At 43.9% G+C, this 16,949-nt stretch carries 17 protein-coding genes and 5 tRNA genes; 14 read left to right on the plus strand and 8 right to left on the minus strand.

What is annotated here, in order from left to right:
• Positions 1-95: 95 nt before the first annotated feature.
• The 5 genes from P4S58_RS13225 (at position 96) to P4S58_RS13245 (ending at position 633) form a co-directional block, all read left to right on the plus strand.
• Positions 96-171 (plus strand) — tRNA-Phe (locus P4S58_RS13225).
• A 47-nt stretch (positions 172-218) separates the two neighbouring features.
• Positions 219-294 (plus strand) — tRNA-Thr (locus P4S58_RS13230).
• A gap of 40 nt (positions 295-334) precedes the next feature.
• A tRNA-Asn gene (locus tag P4S58_RS13235) sits at positions 335-410 on the plus strand.
• A 36-nt stretch (positions 411-446) separates the two neighbouring features.
• Positions 447-522: transfer RNA gene (locus P4S58_RS13240), tRNA-Thr, on the plus strand.
• Positions 523-557: 35 nt separating this feature from the next.
• Positions 558-633: transfer RNA gene (locus tag P4S58_RS13245), tRNA-Asn, on the plus strand.
• A gap of 133 nt (positions 634-766) precedes the next feature.
• On the opposite strand, the gene djlA is transcribed toward P4S58_RS13245, so the two are convergent.
• Complete coding sequence (gene djlA / locus P4S58_RS13250; protein WP_102964255.1) at positions 767-1,627, minus strand: co-chaperone DjlA; 861 nt, start codon at positions 1,625-1,627, stop codon at positions 767-769.
• 147 nt (positions 1,628-1,774) lie between these two features.
• Here djlA and lptD point away from each other — a divergent pair, with 147 nt between their 5' ends.
• The 6 genes from lptD (at position 1,775) to apaH (ending at position 8,625) form a co-directional block, all read left to right on the plus strand.
• Positions 1,775-4,183 carry an LPS assembly protein LptD gene (gene lptD / locus P4S58_RS13255; protein WP_042489233.1) on the plus strand — a complete coding sequence of 803 codons (2,409 nt, stop codon included), beginning with the start codon at positions 1,775-1,777 and terminating at the stop codon, positions 4,181-4,183.
• A gap of 46 nt (positions 4,184-4,229) precedes the next feature.
• On the plus strand, positions 4,230-5,525 hold the full coding sequence (gene surA / locus P4S58_RS13260) for a peptidylprolyl isomerase SurA (RefSeq protein WP_102964257.1): 1,296 nt from the start codon (positions 4,230-4,232) through the stop codon (positions 5,523-5,525).
• Positions 5,515-6,507, plus strand: a complete 993-nt coding sequence (gene pdxA, locus P4S58_RS13265) for a 4-hydroxythreonine-4-phosphate dehydrogenase PdxA (RefSeq protein WP_102964258.1) — start codon at positions 5,515-5,517, stop codon at positions 6,505-6,507. The genes surA and pdxA overlap by 11 nt, the downstream gene beginning before the upstream one ends.
• 13 nt (positions 6,508-6,520) lie before the next feature.
• Positions 6,521-7,348 carry a 16S rRNA (adenine(1518)-N(6)/adenine(1519)-N(6))-dimethyltransferase RsmA gene (rsmA, locus tag P4S58_RS13270; RefSeq protein WP_042489242.1) on the plus strand — a complete coding sequence of 276 codons (828 nt, stop codon included), beginning with the start codon at positions 6,521-6,523 and terminating at the stop codon, positions 7,346-7,348.
• Between the two features lie 63 nt (positions 7,349-7,411).
• Positions 7,412-7,795 carry a Co2+/Mg2+ efflux protein ApaG gene (apaG, locus tag P4S58_RS13275; RefSeq protein ID WP_042489244.1) on the plus strand — a complete coding sequence of 128 codons (384 nt, stop codon included), beginning with the start codon at positions 7,412-7,414 and terminating at the stop codon, positions 7,793-7,795.
• Positions 7,796-7,806: 11 nt separating this feature from the next.
• Positions 7,807-8,625, plus strand: coding sequence for a bis(5'-nucleosyl)-tetraphosphatase (symmetrical) ApaH (gene apaH, locus P4S58_RS13280; protein WP_102964259.1), 819 nt, complete (start codon positions 7,807-7,809; stop codon positions 8,623-8,625).
• Positions 8,626-8,681: 56 nt separating this feature from the next.
• Here the strand turns inward: apaH and folA are convergent, their stop codons facing one another.
• From folA to rplU, 6 genes are all read right to left on the minus strand, one after another.
• Positions 8,682-9,164: a type 3 dihydrofolate reductase gene (gene folA / locus P4S58_RS13285; RefSeq protein ID WP_102964260.1), complete on the minus strand. Its 483-nt coding sequence runs from the start codon at positions 9,162-9,164 to the stop codon at positions 8,682-8,684.
• A gap of 44 nt (positions 9,165-9,208) precedes the next feature.
• Positions 9,209-9,682 (minus strand): threonine/serine exporter family protein, encoded by a 474-nt coding sequence (locus P4S58_RS13290; RefSeq protein WP_180980185.1) that lies wholly within the window; start codon positions 9,680-9,682, stop codon positions 9,209-9,211.
• A gap of 2 nt (positions 9,683-9,684) precedes the next feature.
• Positions 9,685-10,446, minus strand: coding sequence for a threonine/serine exporter family protein (locus P4S58_RS13295; RefSeq protein WP_042489253.1), 762 nt, complete (start codon positions 10,444-10,446; stop codon positions 9,685-9,687).
• A 129-nt stretch (positions 10,447-10,575) separates the two neighbouring features.
• Positions 10,576-11,751: an Obg family GTPase CgtA gene (cgtA, locus tag P4S58_RS13300; protein ID WP_102942736.1), complete on the minus strand. Its 1,176-nt coding sequence runs from the start codon at positions 11,749-11,751 to the stop codon at positions 10,576-10,578.
• Positions 11,752-11,973: 222 nt separating this feature from the next.
• Complete coding sequence (rpmA, locus tag P4S58_RS13305; protein WP_004409945.1) at positions 11,974-12,231, minus strand: 50S ribosomal protein L27; 258 nt, start codon at positions 12,229-12,231, stop codon at positions 11,974-11,976.
• Between the two features lie 21 nt (positions 12,232-12,252).
• On the minus strand, positions 12,253-12,564 hold the full coding sequence (gene rplU, locus P4S58_RS13310; protein WP_042489259.1) for a 50S ribosomal protein L21: 312 nt from the start codon (positions 12,562-12,564) through the stop codon (positions 12,253-12,255).
• Between the two features lie 268 nt (positions 12,565-12,832).
• Between rplU and ispB the strand changes: the two genes are divergently transcribed.
• Positions 12,833-13,804 carry an octaprenyl diphosphate synthase gene (gene ispB, locus P4S58_RS13315; protein ID WP_337164248.1) on the plus strand — a complete coding sequence of 324 codons (972 nt, stop codon included), beginning with the start codon at positions 12,833-12,835 and terminating at the stop codon, positions 13,802-13,804.
• Positions 13,805-13,872: 68 nt separating this feature from the next.
• Here ispB and mdh read toward each other — a convergent pair whose 3' ends face one another.
• Positions 13,873-14,805, minus strand: a complete 933-nt coding sequence (gene mdh / locus P4S58_RS13320; RefSeq protein WP_042489265.1) for a malate dehydrogenase — start codon at positions 14,803-14,805, stop codon at positions 13,873-13,875.
• 322 nt (positions 14,806-15,127) lie between these two features.
• Here mdh and argR point away from each other — a divergent pair, with 322 nt between their 5' ends.
• On the plus strand, positions 15,128-15,598 hold the full coding sequence (argR, locus tag P4S58_RS13325) for a transcriptional regulator ArgR (protein ID WP_042489268.1): 471 nt from the start codon (positions 15,128-15,130) through the stop codon (positions 15,596-15,598).
• A 369-nt stretch (positions 15,599-15,967) separates the two neighbouring features.
• A complete protein-coding gene (locus P4S58_RS13330) occupies positions 15,968-16,936 on the plus strand; it encodes a TAXI family TRAP transporter solute-binding subunit (RefSeq protein ID WP_042489270.1) in 969 nt (322 codons plus the stop codon).
• The last annotated feature ends 13 nt before the right edge of the window (positions 16,937-16,949 follow it).

Raw genomic sequence — 16,949 nt, forward strand, 5'->3', positions numbered from 1 at the left:
AAACAAGTCACTAAGTATAGAAAAGCAACAAACGATATTTTTTTTGCAATTTAGTGTTGACGTTAAATGCGAAAAACCTTTTAATACACCCCGTTGCCTCGATAGCTCAGTCGGTAGAGCAGAGGATTGAAAATCCTCGTGTCGGTGGTTCGATTCCGCCTCGAGGCACCATATTTAAGTTGTTGGTGTTTAGAACGAGCAACAGAAAGAAAATTTGGGCCGACTTAGCTCAGTAGGTAGAGCAACTGACTTGTAATCAGTAGGTCACCAGTTCGATTCCGGTAGTCGGCACCATTCTTTCAAACTTGTCACCTCGATAAGTAAAAAAAACAATTCCCCCTTAGTTCAGTCGGTAGAACGGCGGACTGTTAATCCGTATGTCGCAAGTTCAAGTCTTGCAGGGGGAGCCACTTTCATTGATGAGTATATTTATACTTGTTGATAAAGCCGACTTAGCTCAGTAGGTAGAGCAACTGACTTGTAATCAGTAGGTCACCAGTTCGATTCCGGTAGTCGGCACCATTATTAAAAACATATCTAAGATATGTAAAAGCAATTCCCCCTTAGTTCAGTCGGTAGAACGGCGGACTGTTAATCCGTATGTCGCAAGTTCAAGTCTTGCAGGGGGAGCCACTTTTGAAGCCAAGTCGAAAGACTTGGCTTTTTTTCTATCTGCGATTTGTCTATCTGTCATTTAGGATAGCGACAGCTTTCAAGAGCGGTAAAAAAGGGCAAGCTCTGCTTACCCTTTTGATTTCGATTCAATTTACTTAAAGCCTTTTTCTTTTTTGATTAAATCGTAAGCCTGCTGAATTTCCTGCGACTTTTCTTTGGCAACATTCATCATCTCTGGTGGCAAGCCTTTAGCCATCAATTTATCTGGGTGGTGTTCATTCATCAGCTTGCGATATGCACGTTTAATCGCTTTATCATCGGCGCTTTCACTCACACCAAGCACAGAATAGGCATCCGCCAATCTATCTTTAGTTGACGCTTGTTGCCACTGCCCTCCCCCAGAAGAATGTTGCTGATGTTGATGCCCGCCAAATCCACCACCATGCTGGAAACGGAAAGAAGCTTCTTGCATACGTAAGCGACTTTCTAGTTGATCTGAAGAGAATCCGAGTCCCTGAGCAATCTTGTGCAGTACATTTCGTTCGCTTGGATGAATATCTCCATCAGCAAAAGCAGCTGATATTTGTAGCTCCAAGAAGAACTGCATTAAATCAAATCGGCCACCAGTGGAGATACGCACTTTCTCGAGAACATTTTCCAAAGGAAAATTTGCGTCCTTCCCCTCTCGGAAAGCATTCTGTGCCGCCAGCCTTTGTTCGCCATGCAGATTCATGCGATCCATCATGATACTCGCGAGCTGGATCTCTTCTTTTGTGACTTTGCCTTTTGCTTTCGCAACATGTCCCATCACGGAAAATGCCGCTTTGAAGAACTCTTCTTGTCTTTCTGCTTGGCTTGGACCAGAACCAAACGATCCTGTATGAAAACCCGCTTGATTTAAACGTCTAGCTTTATCAAATTGATGTCCAAGAAATAGACCAAAAATGGCGCCAACGGGTCCTCCGAACAGAAAGCCGAAGAAAGCGCCAAGAATTTTGCCAAAAATATGCATTATGTGCTCTCAATCTATGAATTTTTTAGGAGTAAAGCGGTCTGATAGTGCCGGGAGAGTGAATTTCCTTTATGATATCGAACGTTATCATTTAGCATTTGCTCCCAATATTGGAATTACACAAGTTCAACAGGATAGTACAATTCAATGTCACTTTTTTCCCGCTCATTTTTAGCTGTTTCCATTAGCGCTGCACTGTTTGCACCACAAATCCATGCAGAAGATACGCTAGATGACAGTGCGCAAAAGTTGCCTGCTATCGATCAGTGTCTTATCAATGAACCTGAACCGGTTAATCCGAACGAACAGCCTATCAATGTCGAAGCGGATAATCTAGAAGCAATTAATGGCGATAAAGCGACTTATTCCGGTAACGTCGTGGTTGTGCAAGGTAAGAAACGCATTGAAGCAGATAACGTCACTCTGCACCAAAAAGACAACATCGCGGTTGCTGAAGGAAACGTGAATTTCAGTGATGGTGAAGTTAAAGCCGTAGCGGATAAGGCGGTCAATAATCTCAACAATGACGAGATGACGCTAGAAAACACTCGCTATAAATTCCTGTGCGAGCCAGGCCGCGGTGATGCTAAATATGTAGCCAAAACAGGTAAAGCGGTTTATGAAATCGAAGACGGTTCTATCACCTCTTGTCCTGAAGATGATAACTCTTGGCGTCTACGCGCATCCAGTATTGATATCGACCAAAACGAAGAACAAGCAACCTTCTATAACCCTCGTTTAGAAATTCAACGCGTTCCCGTTTTTTATTTGCCGTTCTTAACCGTTCCAATTGGTGATACGCGTAAAACAGGTTTCTTGTATCCAACAGTCTCGTATGGCACCCGAGACGGTTTCGAGATGGATATTCCCGTCTACTGGAACCTGGCACCAAATTACGATTTAGAAACCACTTATCACTATATGCAGAACCGTGGTTCGCAGCTTAACAGTGTATTTCGCTATCTGAGCGATTTTGGTGAAGGTCAGATCAAATCCGAATATCTCAATGAAGACCAGCTTCACTTAGATAAAGGCGCTCGTTGGGGCTACCAATACGAACACAGCGGTATCTTCCAACAAGCATGGAAGTTTGAGGTCGACTACTCAAAAGTCAGTGATTACAGCTACTTCTCAGATTTGGATTCCAGCATTGGTAACCGTGAGGATGGTCAGCTTATTCAGGAAGGCCAAGTAACTTATCGTAGCCAAAACTGGGATACGTCCATTCTGGTGAGGCAATTCCAATTATTACTGGAAGATCAAACCAGCGCTAACCAGCCTTATCGTTTAATGCCTCAGATAGCATTTAACTACTATGCCCCTGAACTAATGCGCTATTTGGATTTTGATCTGAAAAGCCATATCTCGCGTTTCGAAACAGACGGCGAAGGAAAACCATCAGCTACTCGCTTACACATTGAGCCAGGATTCAAGATCCCACTGGCTAATACTTGGGGTAGTTGGACAACTGAGGCTCGTCTGCTCGGAACCTATTACCAACAAGATATCAAAGACGTTGATACGTCTTACCAAGATAGTGATGGCGATGGGAAAAATGACAATGACTACTATGGTTTGGAAGAAAACGTTTCACGCGTAATTCCAGAGTTCAGAACCAATGCAGGCATTATTTTGGAGCGCGATACGGTTCTCTTTGATAACTACACCCAAACGCTCGAACCGCAAGTCCAGTATTTGTACGTACCGAACAAAGATCAAAGCAACATCGGCCTATACGACACAACTCTGTTGCAAACAGACTACTATGGCCTGTTCCGCAGTCGTAAGTACAGTGGAGTGGATTACATAGCATCAGCAAACCAGTTCAGCTACGGTGCATCTAGCCGCTTTTTTGACGATGCTTACAAAGAACGCTTAAACATCGCTTTTGGTCAGATTTTTTATATCGACAAAAAGTTTAAACCTTCCAATTATTCAGAAGAGAAAAATTCTGATTCAGGAAGTAAGACCAATTACTCAGCCTGGGCAATGGAAATGGACTTCAACTATGATGATTTCCTTTTCTACCACGGGGGAGTTCAATACGATGTTGACACCAGCGCACTGCAGTTAGCTAACAGTACTCTAGAGTATCGATTTAATGATGGATTTATCCAGACTAACTATCGTTATGTTACCAAGGAATATATCGAAAACACTGTAGGTGAAAGTATTGATGTTGCGAACATCACCCAAGACGGCATCTCACAGGCAGGCGTTATCGCTGGCTACCAGCTGTCTAGAAAATGGTATGCCAGTGCCCAATATTTCCACGACTTAACGACTGATGAAGCATTGGAGTGGCTAGCGAACTTACGTTACACATCCGACTGCTGGTACATGGGCTTCACATACAGCAATCAGTTGAAGAGTTGGGGAACCACCAGCATCAACGATGTTGCGTATTACAAAGATCCAGTTTACGAAAACAACTTTAGTTTCAACATCGGTATCATAGGTTTTGGTACTAGTGTAGGCGCGGGCTCTAGCGCAACTGGTGTTGACAGCGCGGGCAACTCTCTAAGCTATGGTCGTCCATTCTTCTTGAATAACTAATTTACGACTTAGATAACAATAAGTTATTAAGATAATAGGAATTTAAATGAACTTGTGGAAACACACCCTCTTAGGTTTAGTCGCAGCTCTAAGCATGAGCAATGTTAATGCTGCACCAGTAGAACTCGACCGCGTTGCCATCATTGTAAACGGTGGTGTTATCTTACAAAGTGACATCGACAGTGCATTAAAAACGGTCAAAGTAAATGCCAGTAGTAATGGTCAATCTTTGCCAGAAGAATCGGTTCTGCGTGATCAGGTAAGAGAAAAACTCATCATTGATACGCTGCAACAGCAAGAAGCTGAACGCATTGGCGTGCGTATTGACGATGCTCGATTGAACGATGCTATTGGTAATATTGCCAAACAAAACAATCAAACATTAGAACAGTTGCAAGCTTCAGTAAGCGCACAAGGCCTCACTTATGCAGAATTTCGCGAACAAGTGCGAAAAGAGATGTCAGTAAGTGAAGTCCGAAATGCCATGGTTCGCCGTCGTATCAATATTTTGCCAGCAGAAGTCGATACATTAGCTGAGCTCCTTGCTCAAGAAACCAATGCAACCGTTCAATATAAAATCAGCCATATTCAACTGCGCTTCAATGATAACCAAGATAAAGCTCAGTTAGAAAAGCAAGCTAATGAACTGGTTGAACAACTCAACTCCGGTGCTGACTTTAGTAAAATGGCGTACAGCTACTCCAAAGGGCCAAAAGCACTGGAAGGCGGTAACTGGGGTTGGATGCGTAAAGAAGAGATGCCAACCATTTTTGCCGACCAAATCAAGATGCAAAACAAAGGTAGCATTATCGGACCATTCCGCAGCGGTGTTGGTTTTCATATCTTAAAAATCGATGATGTAAAAGGCTTAGAAACCGTTGCGGTAACTGAAGTAAATACTCGCCATATTTTGATCAAGCCAACCATAATTCTGAGTGACGAAGGCGCGAAGAAGCAACTTGAAGGCTTTATCGAGCAGATTAAAGCGGGTAAAGCCAACTTCGGCGACCTAGCACAGCAATACAGCCAAGACCCAGGTTCTGCCGCACAACACGGTGAGCTAGGTTACCAAACGCCAGATTTGTACGTTCCAGAATTTAAACATCAGGTAGAAACACTACCTGTCGGACAAATCAGTGAACCATTTAAAACAGTACACGGCTGGCATATCGTAGAAGTACTTGATAGACGCGAAGTAGACCGAACAGACTCTGCGTTGAAGAACAAAGCCTACGGTATTCTGTTCAACCGTAAATTCAACGAAGAAGCAGGTGCTTGGATACAAGAACTGCGAGCAAGTGCATTTGTTGAAGAGTTAAAAGGTGATCAGGATGAAAATTAAACGCATCGTGGTTACCGCTGGTGAGCCAGCGGGTATTGGCCCCGATCTTGTTTTAGCGCTATCCAAAGAAGACTGGACACATCAAATCGTTGTCTGTGCGGATAAAAACGTGTTGGCGGAAAGAGCGACAGCGCTCGGCATCAATGTTGAACTGCTTGATTACAATGCTGAGCTAACGCCACAACCTCAAAAAGCAGGCACACTGGTCGTCGACCACATCGCGACCGCCGCGCCTGTTGTTGCTGGTCAGCTCGATGAACAAAACGGACATTACGTATTAAAAACATTAGAAAGAGCCGCTTTGGGCTGTATGAATAATGAATTTGATGCTATTGTCACCGGCCCTGTACACAAAGGGGTGATCAACCGAGCCGGAGTTGCCTTTAGTGGCCACACTGAGTTTTTTGCCGAGCAATCTAATACACCACTGGTGGTGATGATGCTGGCAACGGAAGGATTACGAGTTGCACTTGTAACCACGCATATACCATTGGCTTACGTTTCTAAAGCGGTAACCAGTGAGCGTCTAGAAAAGATCATTCATATTCTCCACAAGGATCTCGTTGAGAAATTTGCGATTGAGCAGCCTACTATATATGTATGCGGCCTTAATCCTCATGCAGGTGAAGATGGCGTACTGGGTCGAGAAGAAATCGACACCATTACTCCAACATTGGAAAAATTACGTCAGCAAGATGGTATAAATCTGATTGGTCCACTGCCAGCAGACACCATCTTCAACGACAAATACTTGCAAAAAGCGGATGCCGTTTTAGGTATGTACCATGATCAAGTTCTCCCTGTATTGAAATACAAAGGCTTTGGTCGCTCTGTGAATATCACATTAGGTCTGCCTTTTATCCGAACGTCTGTCGACCATGGAACAGCGTTAGATCTTGCTGCTACGGGTACAGTCGATATTGGTAGTTTCAGAACAGCACTCGCTCAAGCTATTGAATTAGTTGATAAGAAAACGAATTAACTTCGAGAACACTATGAGAAATGATGTCCACTTAGGACACAAAGCGCGTAAACGTTTTGGTCAAAACTTTCTAAACGATCCTTATATTATCGACGGTATCGTTTCAGCAATAAATCCACGTCCGGGTCAAAACTTGGTTGAAATCGGTCCGGGTCTTGGCGCTATCACTGAGCCCGTTGGTCGTGAAGTAGATAAGTTCACAGTAATCGAGCTAGACCGTGACTTGGCCGAACGTCTGCGTAACCATCCTGAATTGGCAGATAAGCTGACCATTCATGAAGGTGATGCCATGCGTTTTGACTTTACTCAGTTAGTAAAGCCAAACAACAAACTGCGTATTTTTGGTAACCTGCCATACAATATTTCTACCCCACTGATGTTCCACTTGTTTGAATATCATAAAGACATCCAAGATATGCACTTTATGCTACAAAAAGAAGTAGTGAACCGCCTCGCAGCAGGCCCAGGTAGCAAAGCGTATGGCCGCTTAACAGTTATGGCTCAGTACTACTGCAAAGTAGTGCCAGTACTTGAAGTGCCACCAACAGCATTTGTTCCGCCACCAAAAGTAGATTCTGCGGTTGTGCGCTTGGTTCCTTATGAAGAACTGCCTCACCCAGCGACGAGCCTGAAATGGCTAGATCGCGTAGTTCGTGAAGGTTTCAACCAGCGTCGTAAGACTGTACGTAACTGCTACAAAGCATTAATGCCGCTTGAAGTGTTAGAAGAGCTTGGCGTGAACGCATCCATGCGTCCAGAAAACCTAACTCTGCCTCAGTTTGTTGCGATGGCAAACTGGCTAGACGCAAATGCTTCTGATAGCAATAAGAGCGACGAGTAGTAAACTAAAAACAGGACGACATAGCTCGTCCTGTTGTTTTTTCTATCTTGATAAGGAGTTCACATGGATGATGTCTCTGCGCCTTGTATTAAGATTCAAGTTCATACCAAATATATCCCTGAACAATCGACTCCTGAGCAGATGCGCTACGTATTCGCGTACCTGATTACCATTAAAAACCTGAGCCCTGAAACCGTACAACTCATCAGCCGTCGTTGGTTAATTACTGACGCCAATGGTAAGCAATTGGTTATAGAAGGTGATGGTGTGGTCGGCGAACAACCTTTTATTGATGCCAACGATGAGTACACCTATACCAGTGGAACGGCAATTGAAACACCTGTTGGCGTAATGCAAGGGCACTACATCATGCACGATCATGAGGGTAAAGAGTTCATCGCCAATATCGAGCCTTTCCGTTTGGCCGTCCCTAACGTTTTAAACTAACCGGAGTAACAGTGGCGAATTATATTGTTGGTGATATCCAAGGCTGTTTTGACGAACTTCAGTTACTGCTTGAACAAGTTAATTTCGATCCGAAAGAAGATATCTTGTGGGTAGCGGGTGATCTCGTCGCTCGCGGCCCTAAATCTTTAGAAACGTTGCGCTTCATTCGTTCGTTGGGTGATGCCGCAAAAGTCGTTTTGGGTAATCACGATTTGCATCTCCTTGCGGTCGCCTGTGGCATTCATCCAATTAAAAGCAAAGATAAAACACGACCAATATTAGAAGCAGAAGACAGAGATGAACTCCTGCACTGGTTACGTAAACAGCCATTGTTTTTAGAGCACGATGAGTTTGTTGTTTGTCACGCAGGAATCTCACCTAAGTGGGATTTAGACACTGCGCGTGAATGTGCAAAAGAGATCGAATCCATACTGCAAAGCGATCGTTGGATGTGGCTGATTGAAAACATGTATTCCAACCAACCAGATCAATGGCGATCTGATCTTAAAGATCTGGATCGCTATCGCTACATCATTAACGCTTATACTCGCATGAGATTCTGTTTTATCGATGGAAGACTGGATATGAAGTGCAAACTTCCTCCGTCGGAAGTCAGCGGTAATCTGTTACAGCCTTGGTTCGACCTCAAAAACAGAGTACCCATTGAAAAGACCGTTCTGTTTGGGCACTGGGCAGCACTGGAAGGTTATCACGGCAAAGATGTAATTGGACTTGATACAGGATGTGTGTGGGGTGGACATTTGACTCTGCTGCACTGGGAAGAAAAGAAGTTCTTCACTCAGGATGCACTCAGCGCCGCCGTTGAATAGAACTCAAATAAACAAAGCCCAGCGACAATGCTGGGCTTTGTTTTTATCAAACGATTTTAGTGGCGTTCTAGAATCACAAACTTCATATCGTAGGCATTCTTTTCATCAGCCGAATAGGTTTCACTATGGCTTTCCAGCCAACCATGTCCCCAATCAGGGAACTGAGTATCACCTTCAACATTGGCATCAATATAGGTAACATACAGACGGTCAGCCTTAGGCAGACAAGTCGCATACACACTACCGCCACCAATGATCATCACCTCTTCAACGTCACCAGCTATCTTAATCGCTTCTTCAATTGAAGTAGTCACCTTCACACCTTCAATGTTCAGGTTAGGATCACGACTGATCACAATATTCTGCCGTCCCGGTAGAGGGCGTCCAATCGATTCGTAAGTTTTACGACCCATGATAACGGGCTTACCTAAAGTACAACGCTTAAACCAAGCGAAATCAGCAGGTAAGTGCCAAGGCATTTGGTTATCTTTGCCAATAATTCGATCATTTGCCATCGCGGCAATCATACTGATGATCATTATTCTTCCCTATTAGACGATTACTTCTTCAAACTGTCCGTTTGTTAAACCACGGGTTTGCGGCGATAGAATAACAGCCCCGGCACCGCAAGACCAACCGCTAGGCCAGCGATAATAAACATCGCCTTGAGGAAGTTCTCAAATAAAGTCTCTAACAGTTCTGGTCGAAAACCTAAATGGTTGATTTCCACCATAGCGATCATCGCTTTATAAGTGAAAACACCGGGCACCATTGGAATAAGCGCGGCAACAGTAAACACTTTAGGATGAGCCAAAAACTTATGCGACCAGTGAACACCTATCATTCCGACAATTGTGGCGGCAAAGAAGGAGGCCCACTCAATAGGAATGCCAAACTGCATCATTAAATAGCGCGAGCCATGGCCTATAGCGCCACCCAGTGCACAATATTTCAGCGCAGGAACAGGGACGTTAAAAACCAGAGCAAAACCAACCGCCGGAATGGCAGCAAAGAACATGTCGTTAATAAGACCAAACAGTAATTGCCAACTTAACATCTCTACCACCCCCACACGCCAGTAATACTCATGGCAGCAATAATTCCCAAACAGGTTGCTAACGTCAGCAGGCTTGCCATCACGAAACGGGCAATACCCACGTTTACAAAGCCTTTGAGCATATCAGCAACAGAGTTTATTAATGGAAAACCGGGTACCAGCATCAGCACCGAAGATGCCATAACGATGGTTGGCTTATTGCCGAGTTGATAGATCACAGCTTGAGCGGAAATGACTGACGTGACAAAAGCGGTCGCCGCAAAATTTAACAGCGGATTGAAATGACGATGTCCTATTTCCTGACGAACAAACATACCGACAGCTGAAGCAACAAAGGTAATAGCAAATACAGTCCAGTCACCACCAGCGAGGCGGGAAAAAGAGGAACAGGACAGGCCAATCATCAATACCACTAACCAACGGTTGTAACGCTCAGGGCTAATCTGGTTAAGTTTCTTCTGCGCTAAGGAATGATCCAGCAGACCTTTTTCCATCATGATGCAAATACGCTGAATCTGAGTCACAGCGCGCATGTTGATACCACGATCAGCGCAGCGTCTGGTGGTAGTAATACAGTGATCGCTTTCCAGTGTCGTGACAACCAAAGATCCAGCTGAGAGTGAAACTTCCACCTCTGTCATGCCACAGGCACGCCCCATCCTTTCCATGATCCCAACCACCAAAGCGCTTTCAGCGCCGTGAGCCAGTAACATTTGACCTGCTTGTGCGATTAACCTCGATACGGCTCTCTGTCTGGATGCCATGATTCCTTTCCTAACGTCCTAAGGGTAAAAACTGTGAAGCACTAGTGTGCATGAAAATCATATCGTGAAATATGATTTAGACACAAAAAAGCCGCAATAAATCATTGCGGCTAATGTCAGTAAGCAGAACTATTCACGTACATAGATAACGTGACCGTCATCTTCTTCGTCGTCCCAGTCATCCCAATCGTCATCATCATCTTCAGTGATAACATTGCGACCTGCCATTGCGTCTTTGTGGTAATCATCCCACATAAACTCGACTTTTTGCTCTTCGCTTAACTCTTCTTCTGCACGAGGTAGAGTTTCCATAAAGTCAGCCAGTTCGCGACAAAGCTCAGCAGTACCCTGTTTGTTTACTGCTGAAATCTTGAAGTATGGACCTTCCCAAGCTAGCGCTTCCAAGATCTCTTGGATCTTTTCATCCGCTTCTTCTTCAAGCATCAGATCCGCTTTGTTAAACACTAACCAAACTGGCTTCTTCGCTAGTTTCTCGCTGTATTGCTCAAGCTCATCCATAATGGTCAGAGCATTTTGTGCAGGCTCACTTCCATCAATAGGTAAAATATCGATCATGTGAAGCAGTACGCGACAACGCTCTAGGTGTTTCAAGAAACGAATACCTAGACCAGCACCTTCTGCTGCACCTTCGATAAGTCCAGGAATGTCAGCAACAACAAAGCTTTTCTCAGGTACAACACTCACTACACCCAAGCTTGGGATCAATGTCGTAAACGGATAATCCGCTACCTTTGGTTTCGCGGCTGATACAGAGCGAATAAAGGTTGATTTACCTGCGTTTGGCAAACCTAGCATACCTACGTCAGCAAGCAGCAATAGCTCAAGACGCAGTTCACGAACCTCACCTTTCGTACCCATGGTCTTTTGACGTGGAGCACGGTTTACAGACGATTTAAAACGAGTGTTACCAAGGCCGTGCCAACCACCTTTAGCGACCATCACTTTCTTGCCGTGTTCAGCCACTTCACCAACGATTTCATTGGTGTGAATATCCACTGCACGAGTACCTACAGGTACTTTCAGAGTAATATCTTTACCACGCTTACCAGTACAGTTACCGCCACCACCATTTTGGCCGCGTTCAGCTGCGTAAAAACGCTGGAAACGATAGTCAACCAGTGTATTCAAGTTCTCATCAGCTTCGATGTAGACATCACCACCATCGCCGCCGTCGCCACCATCAGGGCCGCCTTTCGTTACGAATTTTTCACGCCAAAAGCTAACAACGCCGTTACCGCCATCGCCCGCTTCGACTTTAATTACCGCTTCATCAACGAATTTCATTACTTACTCCGCATTACTTGCGTTGCAATATCACTTATTACCAGTGATATAAATTTTAGCAGATCCAGATTCATCGCGTGACGAGGGATCTAAACCTACATATTGGAACAGATAAGGAGGGACTCTATATTCTTATGCTGAAGAACCCCTTCTTTTTTGTTCTGCATAAATAAAAAACCCCACCGTAACGGTAGGGCTTTTGAATTCAGTTAGGTATTAAATTTATTCAGCTTCGATGCTAACAAATTTACGGTTTTTAGGACCTTTAACTTCAAATTTCACTTTACCTTCAGTAAGAGCGAAAAGAGTGTGGTCTTTACCGATACCAACGTTAGTGCCAGCGTGGAACTTAGTACCACGTTGACGAACGATGATGTTACCTGCTAATACAGATTCACCACCGAAACGCTTAACACCAAGACGTTTACTTTCTGAATCACGGCCGTTACGAGTAGAACCGCCAGCTTTTTTGTGTGCCATTGTTAAACTCTCCTAAGTTACTTAAGCGTTGATGCCAGTAATTTTCACTTCAGTGAACCACTGACGGTGGCCTTGTTGTTTACGAGAGTGTTTACGACGACGGAACTTAACGATTTTAACTTTATCGCCACGGCCGTGTTGTACTACTTCAGCAGTAATTTTACCGCCTTCAACAAGAGGTGCACCAACAGTGATTTCTTCACCGTTAGCAACTAGAAGAACTTTATCAAATTCAACAGTTGCACCAGTTTCAACGTCTAATTTCTCTAAACGAAGAGTTTGACCTTCGCTTACACGGTGTTGTTTACCACCAGATTGGAAAACAGCGTACATATTTTACTCCGCTCTTTCCGCACAGCCTATGCCATATGTGAGCAATGAGGGTGTGCGCTAAACTAATCATCAATAGGGCGCAGATTCTACGTGAATGATGGTCCTATGACAAGCCATATTTTAAAAAAATTGGCGAAAAGCTAATCGCCAAACAAAAGTGCCGCAATCATGCCTTTATGGCGTGTATTAATCAATGCTTTTTAGTGTATTATTCAACAATTCTAGAAGACAAAATGCCTTACAAGCTCTAACTTCAGCCGGATGTACAATGGATTTTAAAGCTATCCAAGCGCTTACTGCCGATGACATGGCAAAAGTGAATGAAACAATTCAAGCTCAGCTCAACTCTGATGTCTCTTTGATCAATCAACTCGGGTTCTATATTGTCGGTAGTGGCGGCAAGCGTCTAAGGCCTTTACTGGCTGTATTATCAGCCAAAGCCCTAGGTTACGAAGGCACCGCACATACAACCGCTGCGGCATTTATCGAATTTATTCATACTGCAACCCTGTTGCACGACGATGTCGTCGATGAATCAGACATGCGTCGAGGTAAAGAAACAGCCAATGCGGCATTTGGAAATGCTGCCAGTGTGTTGGTCGGCGACTTTATCTATACTCGCTCATTTCAGATGATGACAGAGCTAGGATCAATGAAGATCCTTAAGCTTATGAGCGATGCAGTAAACGTGATTGCAGAAGGTGAAGTTCAACAATTAATGAACTGCAACGATCCTAATACCACTGAAGAACTGTATATGCAGGTTATCTATTCTAAAACTGCTCGCCTGTTCGAAGCGGCAACTCAAATCGGTGCGATTTTAGTTGAGGCTCCAGAAGAAGTAGAAACGGCTTTGCAGAACTACGGTAAATATTTAGGTACCGCATTCCAGCTAATTGATGATGTGATGGATTACACTTCTGACGGCGAAGAAATGGGTAAAAATGTCGGCGATGATCTAGCAGAAGGAAAACCGACTCTGCCGCTACTGCATGCAATGCGCAATGGCACACCGGAACAAGCTGAAATGATTCGCGACGCAATTGAGCATGCAAACGGTATGGAACGTCTGAACGATATCCTCGCTGCGATGGAGCAAACAGGTTCCCTCACATATACCGTGAACAAAGCATTGGAAGAAGCAGATAAAGCGATTACACAGCTAGAAGTTCTACCAGAGAGCGAATATAAGCAGGCATTAGTCACTCTTGCCCATATGGCAGTGAATCGCAGTAAATAATCATAAATAAGTAGTCATAAAAAAGCCGCTCCATCTAGGAGCGGCTAGAAAATTATTTAAACACAGAATTACTTAACGAACTCAACACCAGTTTGAATATCGCCGTTAAGAGTTTCTAACATGCCATCCAACGCAGCTTTTTCAAATTGGCTAAGCGGACCGTAGCTCAACACTTCTTCTATTCCGTTTTTACCCAACTTAACTGGTTGAGCAAAGAAAGGTGCATGTTCGCCGCTACCTTCAACATACGCGTATTCAATAACATCTTCACCTTGTAGAGCTTTCACTAAAGACAAACCAAATCGGCAAGCCGCTTGTCCCATAGATAGCGTTGCACTACCGCCACCCGCTTTTGCTTCTACAACTTCTGTACCCGCATTTTGAATGCGCTTAGTCAATGCTTCCACTTCTGCATCTGTGAATTCAACACCTTCTACTTGAGAAAGAAGAGGAAGAATCGTCACACCAGAGTGACCGCCAATCACAGGAACTCGAACATCACCTGGATCTTTCTGTTTCAGTTCCGCAACGAAAGTCTCAGCACGAATAACGTCCAGAGTAGTAACACCAAACAGTTTGCGCTTGTCGTAGACACCCGCTTTTTTCAAAACTTCAGCAGCGATAGGAACAGTGGTATTCACAGGGTTGGTAATAATACCCACACACGCATTTGGACAAACTACTGCAATGCGTTCAGCCAGAGATCTTACAATCCCAGCATTCACATTAAATAGATCCGCACGATCCATGCCCGGTTTACGAGCGACACCAGCGGAAATTAAAACAACATCAGAGCCTTCAAGGGCAGGAGTTGGATCCTCACCACAATAGCCTTTGATAGAAACAGGGGTTGGTATATGACTTAAGTCCGCAGCAACACCAGGCGTTACCGGAGCAATATCATACAGGGCAAGATCTGATCCTGCTGGTAAACGGTTTTTAAGCAATAAAGCAAGGGCTTGACCAATGCCGCCAGCGGCACCAATAACAGAGACTTTCATTATCGTTCTCCTTGTGAGTTTTTGTCTTATTTATGTTTTGTAGGGTAGTGTAATATCTGACCAAAAAATTATAGTAATCACAAGTTGATTACAAACAGTTAACGCCAGCTTTGCGACTTCGAACACTTCCTAGATAACTCGCAAATCGTTAACTGAGTATTGACATATCCCTTGCGCCCTTAAATCTTCCTATTTCTCTCTCCCTGAGCCCGAATTGTATCTATTTAAAGTGACCTTTTAGACAGTTTTGAACCTTAATTTGCCTGTAAGTGAATATCTATGCGAGAATATGCACCATTATTGAATTAGTGGTAACCAAAATATGCGTAGTGCAGATAAACAAGACAACCTAGTCCGCGCTTTTAAAGCTTTGTTAAAAGAAGAACGATTTGGCTCTCAAGGCGATATCGTCGACGCTCTTAAAAATGAAGGCTTTGACAATATTAACCAATCTAAAGTCTCACGCATGCTTACGAAGTTCGGTGCTGTACGCACACGTAACGCAAAAATGGAGATGGTCTATTGCTTACCTGCTGAATTAGGCGTTCCGACTGTATCAAGCTCTCTGAGAGAACTCGTACTCGATGTTGACTACAACAATGCGCTCGTGGTTATCCATACAGGCCCAGGCGCTGCTCAACTTATCGCTCGTTTACTTGATTCTCTGGGTAAATCTGAAGGTATCCTTGGCGTTGTCGCTGGTGACGATACTATCTTCATTACCCCTACACTAAACATTACAACTAAGCAGCTATTTACCTCTGTTTGTGAACTGTTTGAGTACGCTGGTTAAATAGCTATCTGAGTGTAACTCATTAATCGCTATACATTATTACCTTTCTAGAAGTCACGTACTGGGATCAGTACGTGACTTTTTTCTATCTGTAATCCTCAAAGATCAACAATTGTTTGCTCACTCAAAACTAATGCAACCCGTGAATTACAAAATTGAAACATCATGAAACAATTCATTCTAAGTTAGTGGTAATACTTAGCTTTTATGACTACATTTTTAAACATCACTATTATTATGTGATGTTTTTTTGCTATTATCCTGACACTTTTTCAACATAAGGATTGAAAAAGATACTGTTTCTCATGAAGAAACGACCAAAGCAGCTACACTTGTTTTGGGTAATTATGAATGAAGGAAGGGAAATTCATGGCATTGAATAAAATCATAAAGGTCGGCGCTATTGCTGCAACAATTCTTGGTGCAGGCGCTGTTAACGCGCAAGAGTTCATCACAATCGGTACTGGTTCTGTCACTGGTGTTTATTACCCAACTGGTGGTGCAATCTGTAAGCTTGTTAACAAAGACCGTAAAGAACACAACATTCGCTGCTCTGTAGAATCTACCGGCGGTTCTATTTACAACGTAAATACAATTCGCTCAGGCGAGCTTGATTTCGGTATCGTGCAGTCTGACTGGCAATACCACGGCTACAACGGTACAAGTGAATTTGCAGAACAAGGCCCATTCAATAAATTACGCGCGATGTTCTCTCTTCACACAGAACCTTTTAACATCATCGCTCGCACTGATGCAGGCATTAATGGTGTAGCAGATCTTGCTGGTAAACGTGTAAACATTGGTAACCCAGGCTCTGGCGACCGCGCAACAATGCAAGTTGTTATGGATGCATTTGGCTGGACAAATGACAGCTTCACATTGGCTTCTGAGCTAAAAGGCTCTGAGCGTTCTCAAGCATTGTGTGATAACAAAATTGACGCATTCATCTACATGGTTGGTCACCCAAATGGCTCAATCAAAGAAGCAACTACATCATGTGACGCTAAGCTAGTTCCTGCGACTGGCGAGCAGATCGACAAGATCGTTGCGGGCAACCCATACTACGCATACAGCACAGTTCCAGCTGGTATGTACCGTGGTACAGATCAAGATGTGAATAGCTTCGGTGTAGCCGCGACTCTAGTAACAACGTCTGATGTTTCTGATGAAGTCGCTTACAACGTTGCAAAAGCGGTATTTGAAAACTTCGAAACTTTCACTCGTTTGCACCCTGCATTTGCAAACTTGAAGAAAGAAGACATGGTTAAAGCGGGTCTTTCTATCCCTCTTCACCCAGGTGCTGCGAAGTACTACAAAGAAATCGGTCTGCTAAAATAATTACTGGCAACTC

Source organism: Vibrio sp. Hal054 (genome assembly GCF_037162405.1).
Lineage (GTDB): Bacteria > Pseudomonadota > Gammaproteobacteria > Enterobacterales > Vibrionaceae > Vibrio > Vibrio diazotrophicus.

What these genes read in the sequence shown, in the direction of transcription:
- djlA (WP_102964255.1), bottom strand. Translation starts at nt 1,627, where the DNA reads ATGCATATTTTTGGCAAAATTCTTGGCGCTTTCTTCGGCTTTCTGTTC.
- lptD (WP_042489233.1), top strand. Translation starts at nt 1,775, where the DNA reads ATGTCACTTTTTTCCCGCTCATTTTTAGCTGTTTCCATTAGCGCTGCA.
- surA (WP_102964257.1), top strand. Translation starts at nt 4,230, where the DNA reads ATGAACTTGTGGAAACACACCCTCTTAGGTTTAGTCGCAGCTCTAAGC.
- pdxA (WP_102964258.1), top strand. Translation starts at nt 5,515, where the DNA reads ATGAAAATTAAACGCATCGTGGTTACCGCTGGTGAGCCAGCGGGTATT.
- rsmA (WP_042489242.1), top strand. Translation starts at nt 6,521, where the DNA reads ATGAGAAATGATGTCCACTTAGGACACAAAGCGCGTAAACGTTTTGGT.
- apaG (WP_042489244.1), top strand. Translation starts at nt 7,412, where the DNA reads ATGGATGATGTCTCTGCGCCTTGTATTAAGATTCAAGTTCATACCAAA.
- folA (WP_102964260.1), bottom strand. Translation starts at nt 9,164, where the DNA reads ATGATCATCAGTATGATTGCCGCGATGGCAAATGATCGAATTATTGGC.
- P4S58_RS13290 (WP_180980185.1), bottom strand. Translation starts at nt 9,682, where the DNA reads ATGTTAAGTTGGCAATTACTGTTTGGTCTTATTAACGACATGTTCTTT.
- P4S58_RS13295 (WP_042489253.1), bottom strand. Translation starts at nt 10,446, where the DNA reads ATGGCATCCAGACAGAGAGCCGTATCGAGGTTAATCGCACAAGCAGGT.
- cgtA (WP_102942736.1), bottom strand. Translation starts at nt 11,751, where the DNA reads ATGAAATTCGTTGATGAAGCGGTAATTAAAGTCGAAGCGGGCGATGGC.
- rpmA (WP_004409945.1), bottom strand. Translation starts at nt 12,231, where the DNA reads ATGGCACACAAAAAAGCTGGCGGTTCTACTCGTAACGGCCGTGATTCA.
- rplU (WP_042489259.1), bottom strand. Translation starts at nt 12,564, where the DNA reads ATGTACGCTGTTTTCCAATCTGGTGGTAAACAACACCGTGTAAGCGAA.
- ispB (WP_337164248.1), top strand. Translation starts at nt 12,833, where the DNA reads ATGGATTTTAAAGCTATCCAAGCGCTTACTGCCGATGACATGGCAAAA.
- mdh (WP_042489265.1), bottom strand. Translation starts at nt 14,805, where the DNA reads ATGAAAGTCTCTGTTATTGGTGCCGCTGGCGGCATTGGTCAAGCCCTT.
- argR (WP_042489268.1), top strand. Translation starts at nt 15,128, where the DNA reads ATGCGTAGTGCAGATAAACAAGACAACCTAGTCCGCGCTTTTAAAGCT.
- P4S58_RS13330 (WP_042489270.1), top strand. Translation starts at nt 15,968, where the DNA reads ATGGCATTGAATAAAATCATAAAGGTCGGCGCTATTGCTGCAACAATT.